Annotated in this window: 20 protein-coding genes; 7 read left to right on the top strand and 13 right to left on the bottom strand. The window is 30.8% G+C overall.

The window, feature by feature from the left end:
• The 6 genes from obgE (at window position 1) to B5D16_RS01100 (ending at window position 5,634) form a co-directional block, all read left to right on the top strand.
• The gene (gene obgE / locus B5D16_RS01075; protein WP_078765103.1) at window positions 1–1,290 is read left to right on the top strand and encodes a GTPase ObgE; all 1,290 of its coding nucleotides are present in this window, start codon (window positions 1–3) and stop codon (window positions 1,288–1,290) included.
• Window positions 1,291–1,295: 5 nt separating this feature from the next.
• The gene (locus B5D16_RS01080; protein ID WP_078765104.1) at window positions 1,296–1,583 is read left to right on the top strand and encodes a YhbY family RNA-binding protein; all 288 of its coding nucleotides are present in this window, start codon (window positions 1,296–1,298) and stop codon (window positions 1,581–1,583) included.
• A 43-nt stretch (window positions 1,584–1,626) separates the two neighbouring features.
• On the top strand, window positions 1,627–2,727 hold the full coding sequence (gene nadD / locus B5D16_RS01085) for a nicotinate-nucleotide adenylyltransferase (RefSeq protein ID WP_078765105.1): 1,101 nt from the start codon (window positions 1,627–1,629) through the stop codon (window positions 2,725–2,727).
• Between the two features lie 26 nt (window positions 2,728–2,753).
• Window positions 2,754–3,329, top strand: a complete 576-nt coding sequence (gene yqeK / locus B5D16_RS01090; protein WP_078765106.1) for a bis(5'-nucleosyl)-tetraphosphatase (symmetrical) YqeK — start codon at window positions 2,754–2,756, stop codon at window positions 3,327–3,329.
• 92 nt (window positions 3,330–3,421) lie between these two features.
• Window positions 3,422–3,754, top strand: a complete 333-nt coding sequence (rsfS, locus tag B5D16_RS01095) for a ribosome silencing factor (RefSeq protein ID WP_078765107.1) — start codon at window positions 3,422–3,424, stop codon at window positions 3,752–3,754.
• Between the two features lie 56 nt (window positions 3,755–3,810).
• Window positions 3,811–5,634, top strand: coding sequence for a glycosyl hydrolase 53 family protein (locus B5D16_RS01100; RefSeq protein WP_078765108.1), 1,824 nt, complete (start codon window positions 3,811–3,813; stop codon window positions 5,632–5,634).
• Window positions 5,635–5,806: 172 nt separating this feature from the next.
• On the opposite strand, the gene lexA is transcribed toward B5D16_RS01100, so the two are convergent.
• Window positions 5,807–6,433 (bottom strand): transcriptional repressor LexA, encoded by a 627-nt coding sequence (gene lexA, locus B5D16_RS01105; protein WP_078765109.1) that lies wholly within the window; start codon window positions 6,431–6,433, stop codon window positions 5,807–5,809.
• A gap of 237 nt (window positions 6,434–6,670) precedes the next feature.
• Between lexA and B5D16_RS01110 the strand changes: the two genes are divergently transcribed.
• Complete coding sequence (locus B5D16_RS01110; protein ID WP_159444241.1) at window positions 6,671–7,090, top strand: LysM peptidoglycan-binding domain-containing protein; 420 nt, start codon at window positions 6,671–6,673, stop codon at window positions 7,088–7,090.
• Window positions 7,091–7,172: 82 nt separating this feature from the next.
• On the opposite strand, the gene B5D16_RS01115 is transcribed toward B5D16_RS01110, so the two are convergent.
• The 12 genes from B5D16_RS01115 to B5D16_RS01170 form a co-directional block, all read right to left on the bottom strand.
• Window positions 7,173–8,243 carry a tyrosine-type recombinase/integrase gene (locus B5D16_RS01115; RefSeq protein ID WP_078765111.1) on the bottom strand — a complete coding sequence of 357 codons (1,071 nt, stop codon included), beginning with the start codon at window positions 8,241–8,243 and terminating at the stop codon, window positions 7,173–7,175.
• Window positions 8,244–8,282: 39 nt separating this feature from the next.
• The gene (locus B5D16_RS01120; protein ID WP_078765112.1) at window positions 8,283–8,999 is read right to left on the bottom strand and encodes a tRNA 2-thiocytidine biosynthesis TtcA family protein; all 717 of its coding nucleotides are present in this window, start codon (window positions 8,997–8,999) and stop codon (window positions 8,283–8,285) included.
• Window positions 9,000–9,244: 245 nt separating this feature from the next.
• On the bottom strand, window positions 9,245–9,883 hold the full coding sequence (locus B5D16_RS01125; protein WP_078765113.1) for a cytidylate kinase-like family protein: 639 nt from the start codon (window positions 9,881–9,883) through the stop codon (window positions 9,245–9,247).
• 88 nt (window positions 9,884–9,971) lie between these two features.
• Window positions 9,972–10,901 carry an RluA family pseudouridine synthase gene (locus B5D16_RS01130; protein ID WP_078765114.1) on the bottom strand — a complete coding sequence of 310 codons (930 nt, stop codon included), beginning with the start codon at window positions 10,899–10,901 and terminating at the stop codon, window positions 9,972–9,974.
• Window positions 10,902–10,928: 27 nt separating this feature from the next.
• Window positions 10,929–11,558: a signal peptidase II gene (gene lspA / locus B5D16_RS01135; RefSeq protein WP_078765115.1), complete on the bottom strand. Its 630-nt coding sequence runs from the start codon at window positions 11,556–11,558 to the stop codon at window positions 10,929–10,931.
• A 26-nt stretch (window positions 11,559–11,584) separates the two neighbouring features.
• On the bottom strand, window positions 11,585–12,736 hold the full coding sequence (aroB, locus tag B5D16_RS01140) for a 3-dehydroquinate synthase (RefSeq protein WP_078765116.1): 1,152 nt from the start codon (window positions 12,734–12,736) through the stop codon (window positions 11,585–11,587).
• A 57-nt stretch (window positions 12,737–12,793) separates the two neighbouring features.
• Window positions 12,794–13,297 (bottom strand): cell division protein SepF, encoded by a 504-nt coding sequence (locus B5D16_RS01145; protein WP_078765117.1) that lies wholly within the window; start codon window positions 13,295–13,297, stop codon window positions 12,794–12,796.
• Window positions 13,298–13,350: 53 nt separating this feature from the next.
• Window positions 13,351–14,043, bottom strand: coding sequence for a YggS family pyridoxal phosphate-dependent enzyme (locus B5D16_RS01150; RefSeq protein ID WP_078765118.1), 693 nt, complete (start codon window positions 14,041–14,043; stop codon window positions 13,351–13,353).
• A 15-nt stretch (window positions 14,044–14,058) separates the two neighbouring features.
• Complete coding sequence (locus B5D16_RS01155) at window positions 14,059–15,459, bottom strand: biotin/lipoyl attachment domain-containing protein (protein WP_078765119.1); 1,401 nt, start codon at window positions 15,457–15,459, stop codon at window positions 14,059–14,061.
• A gap of 206 nt (window positions 15,460–15,665) precedes the next feature.
• Window positions 15,666–16,088 carry a twitching motility protein PilT gene (locus B5D16_RS01160; RefSeq protein ID WP_078765120.1) on the bottom strand — a complete coding sequence of 141 codons (423 nt, stop codon included), beginning with the start codon at window positions 16,086–16,088 and terminating at the stop codon, window positions 15,666–15,668.
• A 13-nt stretch (window positions 16,089–16,101) separates the two neighbouring features.
• Window positions 16,102–16,497: a methylglyoxal synthase gene (locus B5D16_RS01165; protein WP_078765121.1), complete on the bottom strand. Its 396-nt coding sequence runs from the start codon at window positions 16,495–16,497 to the stop codon at window positions 16,102–16,104.
• Entirely contained in the window at window positions 16,494–17,675 is a 1,182-nt protein-coding gene (locus B5D16_RS01170) for an FtsW/RodA/SpoVE family cell cycle protein (RefSeq protein ID WP_242942959.1), read from the bottom strand. The genes B5D16_RS01165 and B5D16_RS01170 overlap by 4 nt, the downstream gene beginning before the upstream one ends.
• Between the last annotated feature and the right edge of the window lie 24 nt (window positions 17,676–17,699).

Below are 17,699 nucleotides of genomic sequence, written 5' to 3' on the forward strand. Positions count from 1 at the left end.
ATGTTTGCAGATCGCGCTAAAATCTTTATAAAATCTGGAAAAGGTGGCGATGGACATGTTTCTTTTAGAAGAGAATTGTTCGTTCCCGATGGTGGCCCTGATGGTGGCGACGGCGGAAAGGGTGGAGACATCATTTTTGTTGTTGATAAGGGTATGAACACTCTTTATAACTTTAGACATGTTCGTAAATACGTTGCCGAAAGTGGTGAAGAAGGTGGTAAGAAAAATCAACATGGTAAAAGTGGTGAAGATCTTATCATTAAAGTTCCAGAAGGCACAGTAATTAAAGAGTTTGAATCAGGTAAAGTTATAGCTGATATGTCAGGCGATAACACTCGTCAGGTTGTATTAAAAGGCGGTAGAGGTGGAAAAGGTAACCAGCATTATGCAACAGCAACTATGCAGGCTCCAAAGTATGCTCAGCCTGGTAAGGAAGCTCAGGAATTATACGTTACTCTTGAACTTAAAGTTATAGCTGATGTCGGATTAGTTGGATTTCCTAATGTTGGTAAATCAACATTCCTTTCACGTGTAACTAACGCTAAACCTAAGATTGCTAATTATCATTTCACAACTTTAAATCCAAATCTTGGTGTTGTTGATTTAGAGGGAACTCCAGGTTTTGTTATCGCAGACATTCCAGGTCTTATTGAAGGCGCTGCAGATGGTGTAGGTTTAGGTCATGACTTCCTTAGACATATTGAAAGAACAAAGGTTATTATTCATATGGTTGATGCTGCAGGTGTTGAAGGTAGAGACCCTGTTGGGGACATTAACGCTATAAATAAGGAACTTGAAAAATATAATCCAAATCTATTAGAAAAGCCACAAATCATCGCTGCTAACAAAATCGATGCTATTTATGGTGAAACTAATGAAGTAATTGATAAGATTAAGGAAGCATTTGCTGATAAAGGAATTGATGTATTTCCGATTTCTGCAGTTAGTGGTAAGGGTGTAAAGGAATTACTTTACAAAGTGTCTTCCATTCTTGATACAATCGATGATGAACCTATCACTTTTGAGCAGGAATACTTTATCGAGGATTACAACGATATTGTTGATGAGCCATATACTGTTGAAAAGGTTAAGGATCACTTATATAGTATTGAAGGTCCTAGAATCGAGCGTATGCTTGGATATACAAATCTTGATAGTGAAAAAGGTTTTGTATTTTTCCAGCGTTTTATGAAACAGAATGGTATCTTAGATGAACTTGAAGAACTTGGTATCGAAGACGGAGATACTGTTAAAATATACGGTCATGAATTTGATTATTACAAGGAGTAATTAGAATGAATAGTAAACAAAGAGCGCACCTTAGAAAACTTGCGCAAACTATGGATCCTATATTTCATATTGGTAAGAGCAGTATAACTCCAGAATTTACTGAAGCTATCAATGATGCTCTAGAAGCAAGAGAACTAATTAAAATTAATGTTTTAAAGAATTGTTTTGATGACCCTAAGAGTCTTTCACTCATTCTTGCAGATAGAACTAATTCTGAAGTTGTTCATGTTATGGGAAGAAAGATTGTGTTATATAGAGCTTCTAAAGACAAGCCAAAAATCATGCTCCCATAAGTTTTATAGTTATTAAATTATTTACTACAATTTGGAGATATACATGAGTAAAAACATTGCCATATTAGGTGGTACATTTGACCCGATTCATTTAGGTCATATAAAAATGGCAGAAGCAGTACTAAGTCAAATTGATGTTGATGAGGTTTACTTTATGCCTTCTAAAATTCCACCTCATAAATTAAACAAAAATGTTACTAGCGAAGAACATCGTTGTAATATGGTTAAAATTGCAATTAAAAATAATAATAAATTAAAATTTTCTGACTTTGATTTAATTAGAGATAATATTAGTTATACGGCTGATACATTAACTCTTTTAAAGAAAGATAATAAAGATTTAAATATTTTCTTTATTATAGGCGGCGATTCTCTTAAAAATATTAAAACCTGGTATCGACCAGATATAGTTTTATCAAATTGTACACTTCTAACAATCATGAGAGATGATGTAGATTTTGTTAAAATGAAGGAAATCATTGATGATTTAATTAAGGAATTTAATGCAAAAATAATTCCTATCAATATGGATAAAATCGATATTTCTTCAACTGAAATCAGAAATGATTTAGTAACTAATAGAGATTATGGTGCATTTGCTGATGTTTTAGATAAGAACGTTTTTGATTATATTATCAAAAATGATTTATATAAAACATATGATTGTGAAATTGTAATGGCTACAGAAGAAGACAGGAATGATATTTTAAAGCTTTATAAGCTTCAGTTAGGTAGAGAATTCTGTCCTTGGACTGATGATTATCCTAGCAATGAAACTATTGATTTTGATTTAAGAAGAGATGCTTTATTTATTATGAAATCAAAGGATAAAATCATTGCTGCAATTTCAATAGAAGAAGATGAAAATGTTGATAAACTTGATTGTTGGAGCGATTCCATAACTCCTTCAGGTGAACTTGCTCGTCTTGCTGTTTTACCAGAATGGCAGAATAAGGGTATTGCGAAGCAAATGCTTTTATACGGCATGAAACAGCTTAAACTTCGTGGTTTTAACGGCATTCATTTTCTTGTAAATAAGATGAATATCAAGGCCATAAAAGCGTATTCTTCATTTAATTTTAATGTTGTTGGTGAATGTTTTATGTACGATGAGAATTTCCTATGTTACGAAAAGGAATTATAAATAATCAAATAAATATGGATTAAATTATGGATATTAAAGATATAAAGAAAGAATTAAAAAAAGTTTTAGATAAAGATAGATATGAACATACAATTGGAGTTGCATATACAGCAACATCTCTAGCCATGAGATATGGCTATAATGTTAACAAAGCTTTAATTGCTGGTTTACTTCATGATTGTGCCAAGTGCGTTCCTGATGATTTAAAGATATCCGAATGCCAAAAGTATAATATCGAATTATCAGAAGTTGAATTAAATAACAAAGCATTAATTCATCCAAAACTTGGCATGGTTTATGCAAATGTGTTTTACGGAGTTGATGATGAGGATATATTAAATTCTATTTTTTATCATACAACTGGAAGAGAAAACATGAGTACTCTTGAAAAAATAATATATATTGCAGATTTCATTGAGCCTGGCAGATGCGAGGCTCAAAACCTTGATATTATTAGAAAGACTGCATTTGCTGACTTAGATGAATGCATGTACTTAATTTCAAGAGATACTTTAGAATATTTAAAAAGTAAAAACAAACCAATTGATGGTATGACTGAGCGTGTATATAATTTCTATAAGAATATACACGATAACAAGTAATTAAATACTTGTACATTTTTTGACATTTTTAATTGAAACTAAATTTATTTACTATATAATTAAGATAAGGAGTTGGGTTTACCCGGATAATTATGAAAGAAATACTAAAAACTGTTTATAATGCTCTCGATGACAAAAAGGCTAATAATATTGTTATTTTAGATATCTCTGAATTATCAGAAATATCAGAATACTTTATTATATGCAGTGGTTCTAATCAGAATCAGGTTCAGGCTATTGCTGATAATGTAGAAGAAGAGCTTTGTAAAATCGATGTTAAAGGAAAGAAAATCGAAGGATTTAAGAATGCAGAATGGATTCTAATGGATTATTCGGATTTTGTTATACATATTTTTTCTGATGAACAAAGAGAGTTCTATGGTCTCGAAAAAATTTGGAGCGATGCAAAAAGAGTGGAGGTTTAACACCTTTATATTTTTTGATTCATTTTTGAATCGTGTGTAGATTTAAGGAGAGAAATATGAGAAAAACAAAATTTATGAAAAAAGTTAGTGCTGTTATTCTTTTAAGTAGTTTATCATTACTTACATTTGGTTGTAGTAATCCTAAATCAAATAAGGATACAAAGAAAGATAATAAAAAGAGTACAGAAGTAACTACAGAAGCTAATATTAATGCTAACAATTCATTAACTAATGGTGACTTTGAAGCTAAAGATTTTAGTGGATGGGAAACAACAGGTGACATTATAAAAGTTCAAACAGATGACTGGGCAACCGTTAATAAAACATATTTTGTAAAAATGTCAGCTGATGCAGCTGATGCTTCTTTTGAAGTTAAACAGTCTTTTAAATCTAGCGTATCTGGTGATTGTGCAGCTGGTATCGATTATGAAGGAGCCGCTTCATTTGCTGGAAGTTGTAAATTAACTGTAGAAGCTAATGGCAAATCTGCTTCTGTTGATTTTAAACCTTCTAAAGATTGGGATTTTTGGGAAAAGACAAGTACTTCTGAAAATCCAATTAAGGTAGAAGAGAGTGACGTAGTTACAATCACAATTACTGGTGATCTTAAGAAAGGTGACTGGGGCGATTTCGATAATATAGTATTTGATAAAGCTGATAGTTTAAAGGGTGATTCTTCTAATGAAAAGAAATCATTTGATAACATCACATACGGTGGTGCTAAGGGTAGTGGTAGCATAGACTACAAAGGAATCACATATAACGGTATGTTAATTAATAATGGTAATTATATTAAAGGTGTAGATATTTCATCTGTTCTTTCAGTAGAAAAGAGCGGATTTGTATATAAGAATGCTGATGGTAGCAAGGGTGATTTATTTAAAATCTTAGCAGATAATGGAATTAACTGTGTTCGTGTTCGTATTTGGAACGATCCATATAAACAGGGTCCTCCAAAATCAGCAATTAATAGTTACGGTGGCGGTGTTTGCGATCTTGACTATGCTGTAGAAATTGCTAAGAGATGTAAAAAAGCTGGTATTAGTTTCTTCCCAGACTTCCATTACAGTGATTGGTGGTCTGACCCAGGTCGTTCTATTTGTCCTAAAGCATGGGAAGGCATGAGTGTTGATGAGAAAGCTAAAGCAGCTGCTGAATTTACAACAGAAGCATTAAAGAAAATCGGTGATACTGGTGTTAATATTCTTATAGCTTCAGTTGGTAATGAAACTAATAACTTTATGGCTGGTGAATCTGGAATTGAAAATATTGCAATCATTATGAAAGATGCAGCTGAAGCAATCAGAGCATATGATAAAAATATTTTAATTGCTGTTCATTTCACAAACCCAGAGAAAACTAATTACTTAGCTTCATACGCTAAACCACTTGATGAAGCAGGCGTTGACTATGATATATTTGCTAGTTCATATTATCCATTCTGGCACGGTACTCTTGATAACTTAAAATCAAAGCTTGATTTAGTTGCTGATAATTATGGCAAACTTACAATGATAGCTGAATATTCATATAGTTATATGGGAAGTCAGGATGCTACAGCAACTCAGAAAGAATATAAAAAAGCATCTCCTGAAAATCAGTACGATGCAATTAAGCTTATAAATGAATTCTCTGCAAGTATTAACAACTGTATTGGAACATTCTATTGGGAACCAGCTTGGCCACTTACAGATGAATCTACATGGGATGAATATGGTTCAGGTTGGACTTCATCAATAGCTAAAGAATATGACCCAAATACAGCTCCAGAGAAAGCTCAGGGTAGCGCTTGCTATGAACAATCTTGGTTTGATCAGGAAGGCAATCAAAATCCTGTATTATCAAAGGGATTGTTTAAGAAACTTTGGAAAGATAAATAAAATTTCTTTATATGTTATTTATAGAATAATCTTAAATATTTTATTATTTAAGATAAAACAAAAAGATATATAGCAAATTTATGTTTGTTATATATCTTTTTTATTTACTTTAAATCTATTATGATATTAACTCTAGATTAATCTAATTATTTACATAAATAAAAGAAGTTTACTAGATAATATTCATTCTAATAAGTCCGATTACTTTACCTAAAATAGCACAATCCTTAACAATGATAGGATCCATATTATCATTTTCAGGTTGTAATCTTATATGTCCATCTTCTTTATAAAAACGCTTAACTGTAGCACTATCCTCAACTAATGCAACAATAACATCGCCGTTTTTAGCAGTATTCTGTTTCTGAACTAATAAGTTATCTCCATCAAATATTCCCATATTAATCATACTATCACCTTTAACAGTAAGCATGAATGTTTCCTTATTAGGAAGGGATTCTACTGGAAATGGGAAATAATCAACAACATTCTCAGTTGCAAGAATAGGGGAGCCTGCAGCCACCTTACCTACTAAAGGAACATTAGTAATTTCACGTCTTGCAAGTGCATTAAAATCATCATCTAATACTTCAATAGCTCTGTTCTTACTTGATACGGATCTTATATATCCTTTCTTTTCAAGAGTTTTAATATGAGCATGAACAGAAGAAGTAGAACTAAGTCCAACTTCATCACATATCTCTCTAACTGAAGGTGGATAACCCTTAGATGAAATTTCTGATTTAATAAAATTAAAAATCTGCTCCTGTTTAGCAGTTAATGGTTCTCTATCTGTCATAAGTAATTCTCCTTTTTTAATAGATAATATATATTTTTACGACTTAAATATCCTTTTAATAATATAATTATATCGAACAAAATGAAAAATGTCAAACAAATGTTCAGAAAAATTGTTCGATTTTTTTATTCGAAACTATTGACAAACATGTGTTCGGGTGTTATATTATATTCAAACAGTTGTTCGGAACATATTTTCGAACATAAAGAATATAATAGAACATATGGAGGTATAGATATGAACTACAAAAGTGAATTAAAAAACGACCATATTAAGTATATATATAGAAGAAATGAAATCAGAGAGAACATAAGAACAAAGATTAATAGAAAGTATGACCCAGCATACATTATGATGCAGAAATTAAAGAAAGCAGTAGTAACTTTTGCTGTATTTGCTATTATCACAATGACATTTGCATTATCATCAAGTTTTGTTACTAATGCAAAATCAAATCATACTACACCTAAGAAAAAGTATTATACAACTGTAGAAATTAAGAACGGTGATACATTAACAAGCATTGCAAAGAAATATTACTACAAAAAAGAGTACAAGAATCTAGATGAATATATGAATGAAATTATGGAATTAAATAGACTTGAGTCTACAACAATTCATTCTGGTTGTTATTTGAAGATAGCTTATTTTAAATAAAACGAGCATTCTCATGGTGCATACCCACACCGAATTGAAAAGAGACGAGTAGAGAACCTACTCGTCTTTTTCATTAGTATCATTATTTATTTTTTTCATCATGTAAATTCTCACGTAGTTTAACAGCATTACGTGCAGATCTTCGTCTATCATCTTCAATAGCTGCGTAATGTCTCTTAGTAGTATTTACGTCCTTATGTCCTAATACATCAGCTACAAGATAAATATCACCTGTTTCCTTATAAAGATTAGTACCATACGTACTTCTAAGTTTATGCGGAGTAATCTTCTTAAGTGAAGTAACTAAAGAAGAATACTTTTTAACAAGATTTTCAACACTTCTTACATTTAATCTTTTATTCTGCATTGAGAGGAAGAATGCATCTTCAGAACCTTCTGAAGCTATAATATTCTTTCTTTCATTCATATAATTTGTAAGAGCATCATAAACTTCATCTCCAAAGTAAACAACAGTTTCATAACCACCTTTACGTCTAATCTTTATACCAGCATTCTTAAAATCAACGTCCTTTATATCTAATCCAACACACTCAGATACTCGAATACCTGTACCAAGAAGCAGTGTAAGTAGTGCTAAATCTCTTACCTTTGTCTTTTCATGATAAGCTTTTTGTCTCTTGGTTAAACTATCTCCACTTTCTACTTCATCTAAAAGTCTACTTACTTCATCAATATCAAGTCTAATAATCTCTTTTTGATGATATTTAGGTGTCCTTACTATTGATGGAGGATTCGTTTTAATCTTCTCAGAGCGGAAGTAGTAGTTATAAAAAGTTCTTAAACTAGCTAGTTTACGCATAATTCCTCGCTCATTATTAATATGTTCCTTACCATCCATCTCATAATATTTTAAATACTGTAAATATTCTTCAATATCAGTCGGTGTAATATTATCAAGTATATCAATTGGAATATCCCTTATTTCAACATCCTTATACATAGGATTATTATCTTTTATATAATTGAAAAAAACGTGTAAATCATATGCATAGGCAATTCGAGTTCTAGACGCACTTGTAGGTTCAATTCCAATAAAAAACTGACTACAAAAGCGTGGGAGAGCAGAAGTAAGTTCTCTTAACTTAACCTCATTATCTATATTTAATTGATCATGATAATTTCTATTTGCCATGATAAACTCCTTTAATACAAATATTCAAAAATGATTTACTTATAAATGAAATCCAGAAATATTGCCAGAAAGAATAGCAGTGAACATTCTATCTTTACAGCCTGGATTATCATGATTCATCTTAGATAACAATTCCTTAACATACTGCCTTTTTGTATATCCATCAGCAGGGCAAGGATTCTTAGCAACTGGAAGTTCATACTTATTAGCAAATCCAATTACATCACGTTCATTAACATACATTAATGGTCTAATAAGAGTTAATTGCATTCTATCTAAATATGTTACAGGGGAAAATGTATGTATCCTGCTTTCAAAAATTAATGAGAGCATAAGAGTTTCAATAATATCATCCTTATGATGCGCATAGGCAATTTTATTGCAGCCTAGTTCCTTAGCTTTTTCATTAAGAGCACCTTTTCTCATTTTAGCACATAATGAACAGGGACTTTTTTCCTTACGGTCTTTAAATACAATATCTCCAATTTCTGTTTTAACAATATATAATGGTATTTCCATTTCATTACAATAATCTGTAATCTTATCAAAGTTCTGAATACCAAATCCAAGATCAACAGAAATAGCACATAATTCATATTTCTTTGGATAGAATCTTTTGATACCATGAAGTGATTTAAGTAAAGCTAAACTATCTTTACCACCAGATACACCAACACAAATTTTATCTCCATCTTCAATCATTTCATATTCCTGTAAGGCTTTTCTTGTCAAACTCATTAATCTCTGTAACTTCATATATCCCTCAATCTAATTATATTAATATAATCTAAATAACTATTATTCAAATTAAAATCAATATAATTATTACAAAAAAAGTAATAGTAGCAAACACCATAAAACCCTTGAAAAATAAAGGCTTTCTCCATATTTACAAGTTCATTATAACACAGAACTATTCGCAAAACAACAGTTTAACGAATAGTTCTGTATATTTTATATTTAATTTTAATAACTATGCGTATATACCATAAATTACGGCTTTATACGTCAATATCAATCTTTCCAATAGTTTTTAAATAGTTTAATATAATTTCAACTGTTTTTTCAATTCCATAACGACTACTACAAACACATAAATCATAACTTGAAGCTTCGCCCCATTTTTTTTCTGTGTAAAAATTGTAATAACTTGATCGTTTTTTATCTGTCTTTTTTATAAAAGCTTTAGCTTTTTCAACAGTTAAATTATTCTCAGTTGATATACGTCTGGTTCTAAATTTCATATCTGCAGTTATAAATATGCTAACGCAATCTTCATTACCTGCAAGCGCATAATCTGCACAACGACCAACTATAACGCATGGACCTTTAGCTGCAATTGTTTTAATTGCATTAAATTGTGCTAAAAACACCTTATTATTAATAGGCATATCCATTGTTGATGATGTTGCATATCCAAATGAATATGTATCCATAACTATTGAATATAATAAACTGTTTGTAGGTCGTTCATCATTAGTCTCTAAAATATCTTCTGATAAACCACTTTGTCTTGCAGCCTCTGTAAGCAATTCTTTATTATAATAAGAAATTCCAAGCTTATCAGCGAGCATTTTCCCAATTTCTCGTCCACCTGATCCAGTTTCTCGTCCAATTGTGATTATTAAATTTCCATTCATAAAAAAACCTCCAATCCCACTCTTGTTTGTGCCACTTCCTCCTTCTAGTTCTTGACACTTTTAAGTTTTTCATAAAAAAATATAAAAACTAATTATTCGTTTTATTCCTTAATATTTTAATTAATTTTTCAAAATATTCAGGCAAATCAGCCTTAAATTCAACATATTCGCCTGTTCTTGGATGAATAAAACCTAACACTCCCGCATGTAATGTTTGGCCCTCCAATTTAAACGGTGATTTATGTGCCCCATACACACTATCCCCTAGCAATGGATGACCTATAAGTTTCATATGAACTCTAATCTGATGCGTACGCCCTGTTTCAAGTTCACATTCAACATATGTATAGTTTCCAAACCTTTCAAGTACTTTAAAATGAGTAACTGCATGTCTGCCATTCTTAACATTAGCTTGCATTTTCTTTCTATCATTTGGATTTCTTCCAATAGGTGCATCAACAGTACCTTCATCTTCCTTAATATTGCCGCAAACTATAGCATAATACCTTCTTTTTATGCTATGTTCCTTAAGTTGTGCCGCTATATTGTTATGAGCCATATCGTTCTTGCATATAACAAGTATACCGGATGTATCACGGTCAATTCTATGTACTATACCAGGTCTAAGTTCACCGTTAATACCAGATAGATTATCTTTACAATGATGCATAATTGCATTTACAAGTGTATCATCGTAATGACCTGGTGCTGGATGAACAACCATACCTTTTTCCTTGTTAACAATGAGAATATCCTCATCCTCATATATAATATCCAGAGGGTAATCTAATGGATTAATTTCTAGTTCCTTAGGCTCTGGAATTATAATCTTAACCTTATCACCAATATTTAATTTATAACTAGGTTTAACAGTTTTTCCATTCACTGTAACCTGTTCATCATCAATAAGTTTTTTTATATGCGATCTGGTGACTTCCTTATTAACATCAGATAAAAACACATCAATTCTGACATTTTTATTTTCATCACCAATAATATATTCATTTATATTTTCCATAAATCCATCAACATACTAAATATGCAATTATTCATTATCAGAATCAACTGCAACTTCATCATTTACGTCATCATTTTTTTCAGCAAACGCCTTGCCATCAGTTTTATTTTTTGGATTAATCATTGCTAATATATCATCATCAATAAATAAAACAATTATAGCAAGTAAAATGGTTGAAACAACCACATAACAATCTGCCACATTAAATATAGGAAAATCAATAAGTTTGAAATAAATAAAATCAATTACATACTTTCTAAAAACTCTATCAATAGCATTTCCCATAGCACCTGCAGCAAAAAATATTAGTAAAACCTTTACTAAATTTAGTTTAAGAATGATTTTTCTTTCTAAATCAACAACATGAATAATATATTCAATTCTAGCAATTAAAAATACAGCTATAATCGTAATAATAATCGATAAAATCGCAAGGAAACCTATATGTCCCTTTAATATTCCCCATGCTGCGCCTTTATTACCGCCTTCAAGGTAATTAAATTCCAAAACGTTCTTTATAATAACAAATGGCTTTCTATTAGACAAACCACTTTTTGCAATTCTTTTTGTAATCTGATCAAACACCAGTAATGAAAAGAATAATTCAAAACAAATTAAATAACCAAATTTCAAAGTAGTCTTAGTGTTTTTAATCATAGTAACTCCTGTCGTAACTAAAGTATTTAATCAGCTGCACCAAATATAGGTTCAAATTCTGTAGCTTCTAATATTGCATTACGCATATCATCATCTGTTATTGAACTATCAATAATTGCTTCACCAATATCCTTAATTACAATAAATTTAATCTTTTTAGAATCCATTTTCTTATCATTCTTTGAAACTTCAATTATAGAATCAGCTTTTAAACCCGTGATACTATTTGGCAATTCAAAAATAGAAACTATTCTCTTAATACTTTCAGCTTCACTTTCCGAAATGAAACCTTTGTTTTTTGAAATATATGCAGCAACAACCATTCCAATTGCTACACATTCACCATGATATTTTTCAAAATTATATAATTTTTCAACTGAATGTCCAATTGTATGACCAAAATTTAATAAAGCTCTTTCACCTTTTTCCTTTGGATCATTTTCAACTACACATTTTTTAATGTAACATGAATTCTTAATCATCTGAATTAAAATCTCTGGGTCTCTATCAATAATTTTCTCATTATTACTTCTAAGCCAATTCAAATAATCTTTATCCTTAATGATTCCATGCTTAATAATTTCACCCATACCCGATAGGAAAATTCGCCTATTAAGCGACTTTAATGTTGATACATTAATATATACTAGTTTAGGCTGATAAAAAGCACCAATCATATTTTTATATCCATCTAAATCCACGCCAGTTTTACCACCAATGCTAGAATCAACCTGTGATAAAAGTGTAGTTGGAATCTGAATAAAACTAATTCCTCTTAAATATGTTGCAGCAACGTAACCTGTCATGTCACCTACAACACCACCACCAAGCGCGATTACATAATCATTTCTATCAAATTTAGTTTCAATAAGATGTTTATAAATTCCTTCAACCGTTCTTAATGTTTTATATTCTTCCCCTGCATTAATAACGTATTCAGTTACAAATCCTGCAACTTCAGCAAATACTTTCTTAACCTCATCAAGATATAAAGGAGCAATAGTATCATCAGTAATAATACAAACTTTCTTTTCTCTTAATAAAAACTTTGAAAGCAATCTGTTTAATTGATCAAATGAATCACTAAACACTATATCATAGCAAGGCTTTCCTTCATAATTAACAGTTAATACATTAAGTTCATCCCCTGTAGTATTCAACTCTTTAATATCTAGCATTTTGACTCCTCCACTTTTTAAAATAGCAGACCCATATATAAATGGCTCTGCTATATATTAATATCTCTTATATGGATTTAATTCATATCCGTCCGGGAATAAATCCTGGAAATCACCTGATAATTCAACGTTTCTAGGTGTGATAGCATATATATAACCTGATGAAACTCTTTCGAGATTACCCTGAACTGAATATGTAGCACCAGAGATGAAATCAATGATTCTCTGAGCTAATTCCATATGAATACCGTCCAAATTAAGAAATACGATTCTGCCTGAAAGAATTGTATCAACAACCTCTCTAGCTTCATCATATGATGTTGGTTTAATTACAACAACTTCACCAGAAGAATTCTTCTTCATAGGAACAACCTTTCTAGGCTGTGACTGTTTTTTAGCAGAAGCCTTTGACATTGTTACGTCAGCAGCTGGTTCTCTTCTAGATTTCTTTTCCTTTACTGGTTCTTCAAAATCATCATAATCATCATAGTAATCATCATCATAGTCATCATCATAATTTACTTTAAATAGATTTGTAAATTTCTCTGTAAAGTTTGACATTTTCCTATCTCCTCGTTATTAAAATTATTTATTAATTATTAAAAACCAATGCATTATACATTATAGTTTCTATTTCCAAATATTCCAGTACCAACTCTAACTAATGTGGCACCTTCTTCAATGGCAATCATATAATCACCGGTCATCCCCATGGATAATTCATCCATAGAAATATTATTATATTTTTTAGATTCAATGTCAACTGAAAGTTCCTTTAATTTTCTAAAATATTTACGATTATCTTCAGGATTATCAGTATATGGTGCAACTGTCATAAGACCTACAACTTTAACATGTTTCAATGTTTCAATAAAAGGTAAATCTTCAATAACAGATTCGCATGTATAACCAAATTTTGAATCTTCTAAAGCAACATTTATCTCAAGAAGAACATGAGCTTCTTTACCAGCTTTTTCATATTCTTTTTCAATCTGCTCAAGTAGTCTCTTTGAATCAACTGAATGAATTAAATAAGCACTATCAGTTAAATATTTAACTTTGTTTCTCTGTAAATGTCCAATCATGTGCCATCTGATATCATCATTTAAATCATCATGCTTTTCACACATCTCCTGAACTTTATTCTCACCAAAGTTTCTCTCACCAACATTATATGCTTCAATAATATCACTTTCTGGCTTTGTCTTTGAAACACATATTAATGTTACTTCCTTTGAATCTCTACCAACCTTTTTACAAGTTTCTTCAATGTTCTCTCTAACTTTTTTTATATTTTCAGCAATCATTTTAACCTACCATACTTATTGAAATACAACTTCATTTTCCTTTGTTTTAGATCCATCTAAAACAATATGATCATAAACCTCAAGACCATATCTGCTTTGAGATTCCACAATATAATACTCATTAGTCTCAGATAAAATCTTAACTTGAACAAATGTTGTATATCCATTATTAATATTATAAACACCACTAAGCGAAACTTTTTTGCCTAGCTGATATGTATTATCCGAATCATCTTTTTGAAGAATTTCCTTACCTTCAAATTCATCAGGATTCAAATAATAGTATTCATCATCCTTATAGAATATAGTCGGCGTAATCGGTGTTAACGTAGGTTTATTAGTATCCTCATCCACCTTCATGGTCCAGAATGTAATTACATTACTCTTATCAAGACCATATGAACCATACTCAATAGGAACTACATAAAAATCCTTATTAACAATACTTGTCTTCGGAATCTTAAGTCCACTAATCTGACCGCCTAAAATCTGAAAATCTATATATCTATCAGATGAATATCTAATCATATATTTATACAAAGTAAATTTTCCGTATTTATTACCATCTGCACCTTTAATAATTTCAAAGTTAGTATTCGCTGTAATATCATCCTTTAAAAATTTAATATATAAAGACGTCTTTTCAGCAAATGCCTTAGCTTCATCATCCGATAATTCAATATACATATTCCATTCTTCATCAGAAATAATCGAATAAATTGGTGCACCGGATTCGATCAAATCACCAGAGGAAAAAATAGCCTTTGGATGATTCTTTTGTTCAAAACAAGTTTCAGATATTTTCGATTCATCAAATTCTTGAAAATCATCAATATAATAAGTTACAATTCCTGCCTTTTCAGGTTTATAGATTTTAAAAAACGAATCGCCTTTATCTTTCTTAATCTTTTCAAGAGTATTATTATTCAATAATTGTAATACCGTACCTTCAAGAGTGCTCTTAAAATTATAAACCTCTTCATAATTACTCTCAGAAAATGTTGATGAAAAACCTGATACCATTTCTTTAATCGAATTCAAATTATCATCACTCAAATCTGACTCTTCATTAGCAGCCGCTTCAGAAAGTGCCTTTGTAACCGTACCAGTTTCATCTAAACTATATAATACTGTATTTCTAGAAACTCTTGAATTATCTCTAGCAAAATAATCTATATAACCAGAATTATCAGCAAAAAAAACATGTTCATCTCTTATAGCAAGACCTGTATATGTTTTATTAGTAGCCTGCGCGCTTTCCCCTGTAACTACTTCATAATAAGTAATCTTATCTCTAGTTGCATATATATATAAATTTACAAATAAATATAATGTTATAATAGCAAATATGATTACACTAATATCAATATGAATCGGCTTTTCATAATTAATAACACGCTTATTTTTCTTAGCCATTAATTATATACCTCTCATAAAACTAATTATTATAATTATAATAAAAAACACTAGAAATATCAAGAAAAAATGCGATTTTATGTAAATAAAAAGCCGTAACAAATACAATATTATGTGAATATAACACTTATTAATACACAACATATTGTAAACCAAACAAAAAGGAAGATTCCAAATAGAACCTTCCTTTAATCTCTAATTCAAAATTAACATGCTACAGTTATTTTATCTAATACATCATCAGGTAATTCTGATTTATCTAGACATATGCAAACAGTAAATTTCACGTCCGAACCGCCTACCTTGTCTAATACACTAATAAAATCTGAAATCTTAGATGTATCATCCTCTACACCTGCAACTTTGAGGAAATTATCGAAAAATACGTTATCAATATCATGGTTTCCAGAAAGAAGACCGGATATGAAACCAACAACTCCATCATAACTATCAATTGGATATTCCTTCATGTTAATAAGACGAATCTTATTATTCAGTTCAAACATATGCTTTGAACTCTTATCCAGATAAACTACTGATCCATTAGATTTCTCTGCGGCTTCGTTAGCCTGCTCGAGTAAAAATTTTGTTTTACCCTTCCCTTTCTGTCCACAAATGATTCCGACCATAATATTATCCTCCTTATTTGTACATTTCCCTCCAATCGAGATCTCCACGATCGAGAGATTTAATTAACAATTCTGCCGTAGCAAGGTTTGACGCAAGAGGAATATTATGCACATCACATAACTGAATAACCTTATGAGCATCCGGTTCATGTGATTTTGGTGCAAGCGGATCTCTTAAAAAAATAACCATGTCAATATCGTTTTGCTCAATCATAATACCCATTTGCTGTTCCCCACCAAGATGACCTGCATGTAACTTATGAACACTAAGATTAGCTGCTTCTTCTATTAACCTTCCCGTCGTACCAGTAGCATAAATATCATGATTCACCAAAATGCCTCTATAAGCTATACAAAAGTTCTGCATAAGCTTCTTTTTAGAATCATGCGCAATTAATCCTATATTCACATTCGTACCTCCTCATATATATTCTTTGATCTTTGCATTCCAATATTTAATACAATTCCTATTCCAGAGTATAAACTAACTAAAGAACTTAGTCCATAACTTACGAAAGGCAACGTAAGTCCTGTGTTAGGTATAAGTTTAGTAACAACTGATACATTTACAACTGTCTGAACTGCTATCAAGCATCCAAATCCATATGCAAACAATTTCCCTTGAAGATCGGATGCATGCCCCCCAATAATAACACATTCAAAGACAATCAACAATATCAATACCAATATTGATACGCATCCTATAAATCCAAGTTCTTCACCAACGATGGTAAAAATAAAGTCAGTATGTGGTTCTGATAAGAAATTACCATTTTTAACACTGGTAATTGTGTTATTATTTAGGCCCTTTCCGTTTAGGCCTCCAGAACCAATAGCTAGGACTGAATTCTCCTGCTGGTACATTAGTCGTTCTTTTTCTGGATCTCTTTCTTCACCTTCATTATCTTGCTTATAAAAACCAACAATTCTATCATACTGATATTTCTTTATGATATTTTTATCAGGTGGTAAAGTGAAAATAAGATACACCAAAACCGCGACTACTGGAATACACACTGTTATAATACCAATTATAATTTTATAACTCAAGCCAGACAAGAAAATAATCGCAACAAATGCTGTGAAAATAACAATTGTTGTTGAAAGATCTGGTTGCTTGTATATTAAAAGCAATGGGAATGCACATAAAATGGCAATTGATATTAAAAATCTAAGTGTATTTAGATTATCAACATTCTTTTGAATATACGCAGCTAAGAATATAACCATCAATACCTTAGTAGCCTCTGATGGCTGAATTGCAAAACCACCTAAATCAATCCATCTTTTTGCACCCATGTGATTATCACCAAAAAATGTTACACTAAGTAACAGCACAGCGTTAACCATAAATATTATCCAATAAAATCTAAATATTAATTTATAGCTAAAAATCACTGCAGCACACATCATAATTAATCCAAGAATAAGACCAATTACCTGCTTTTTTTGGTAACCATCAGCTGGATCTGATGCACTTCCGATTACTAATATACCTAAAGTAGTTAGTACTATAACATATAATAATAATCTAAAATCTAAATGTTTTAATTGATAATTTTTAAATATACCAAATAACTTTTTCACTAGTTCCGTCCTTATAATTATACC

It is taken from the genome of Eubacterium uniforme, from assembly GCF_900167115.1.
Lineage (GTDB): Bacteria > Bacillota > Clostridia > Lachnospirales > Lachnospiraceae > Eubacterium_S > Eubacterium_S uniforme.

Excerpts from the sequence above, each read along its gene's own strand:
- obgE (WP_078765103.1), top strand. The coding sequence starts at position 1 with ATGTTTGCAGATCGCGCTAAAATCTTTATAAAATCTGGAAAAGGTGGC.
- B5D16_RS01080 (WP_078765104.1), top strand. The coding sequence starts at position 1,296 with ATGAATAGTAAACAAAGAGCGCACCTTAGAAAACTTGCGCAAACTATG.
- nadD (WP_078765105.1), top strand. The coding sequence starts at position 1,627 with ATGAGTAAAAACATTGCCATATTAGGTGGTACATTTGACCCGATTCAT.
- yqeK (WP_078765106.1), top strand. The coding sequence starts at position 2,754 with ATGGATATTAAAGATATAAAGAAAGAATTAAAAAAAGTTTTAGATAAA.
- rsfS (WP_078765107.1), top strand. The coding sequence starts at position 3,422 with ATGAAAGAAATACTAAAAACTGTTTATAATGCTCTCGATGACAAAAAG.
- B5D16_RS01100 (WP_078765108.1), top strand. The coding sequence starts at position 3,811 with ATGAGAAAAACAAAATTTATGAAAAAAGTTAGTGCTGTTATTCTTTTA.
- lexA (WP_078765109.1), bottom strand. The coding sequence starts at position 6,433 with ATGACAGATAGAGAACCATTAACTGCTAAACAGGAGCAGATTTTTAAT.
- B5D16_RS01110 (WP_159444241.1), top strand. The coding sequence starts at position 6,671 with ATGAACTACAAAAGTGAATTAAAAAACGACCATATTAAGTATATATAT.
- B5D16_RS01115 (WP_078765111.1), bottom strand. The coding sequence starts at position 8,243 with ATGGCAAATAGAAATTATCATGATCAATTAAATATAGATAATGAGGTT.
- B5D16_RS01120 (WP_078765112.1), bottom strand. The coding sequence starts at position 8,999 with ATGAAGTTACAGAGATTAATGAGTTTGACAAGAAAAGCCTTACAGGAA.
- B5D16_RS01125 (WP_078765113.1), bottom strand. The coding sequence starts at position 9,883 with ATGAATGGAAATTTAATAATCACAATTGGACGAGAAACTGGATCAGGT.
- B5D16_RS01130 (WP_078765114.1), bottom strand. The coding sequence starts at position 10,901 with ATGGAAAATATAAATGAATATATTATTGGTGATGAAAATAAAAATGTC.
- lspA (WP_078765115.1), bottom strand. The coding sequence starts at position 11,558 with ATGATTAAAAACACTAAGACTACTTTGAAATTTGGTTATTTAATTTGT.
- aroB (WP_078765116.1), bottom strand. The coding sequence starts at position 12,736 with ATGCTAGATATTAAAGAGTTGAATACTACAGGGGATGAACTTAATGTA.
- B5D16_RS01145 (WP_078765117.1), bottom strand. The coding sequence starts at position 13,297 with ATGTCAAACTTTACAGAGAAATTTACAAATCTATTTAAAGTAAATTAT.
- B5D16_RS01150 (WP_078765118.1), bottom strand. The coding sequence starts at position 14,043 with ATGATTGCTGAAAATATAAAAAAAGTTAGAGAGAACATTGAAGAAACT.
- B5D16_RS01155 (WP_078765119.1), bottom strand. The coding sequence starts at position 15,459 with ATGGCTAAGAAAAATAAGCGTGTTATTAATTATGAAAAGCCGATTCAT.
- B5D16_RS01160 (WP_078765120.1), bottom strand. The coding sequence starts at position 16,088 with ATGGTCGGAATCATTTGTGGACAGAAAGGGAAGGGTAAAACAAAATTT.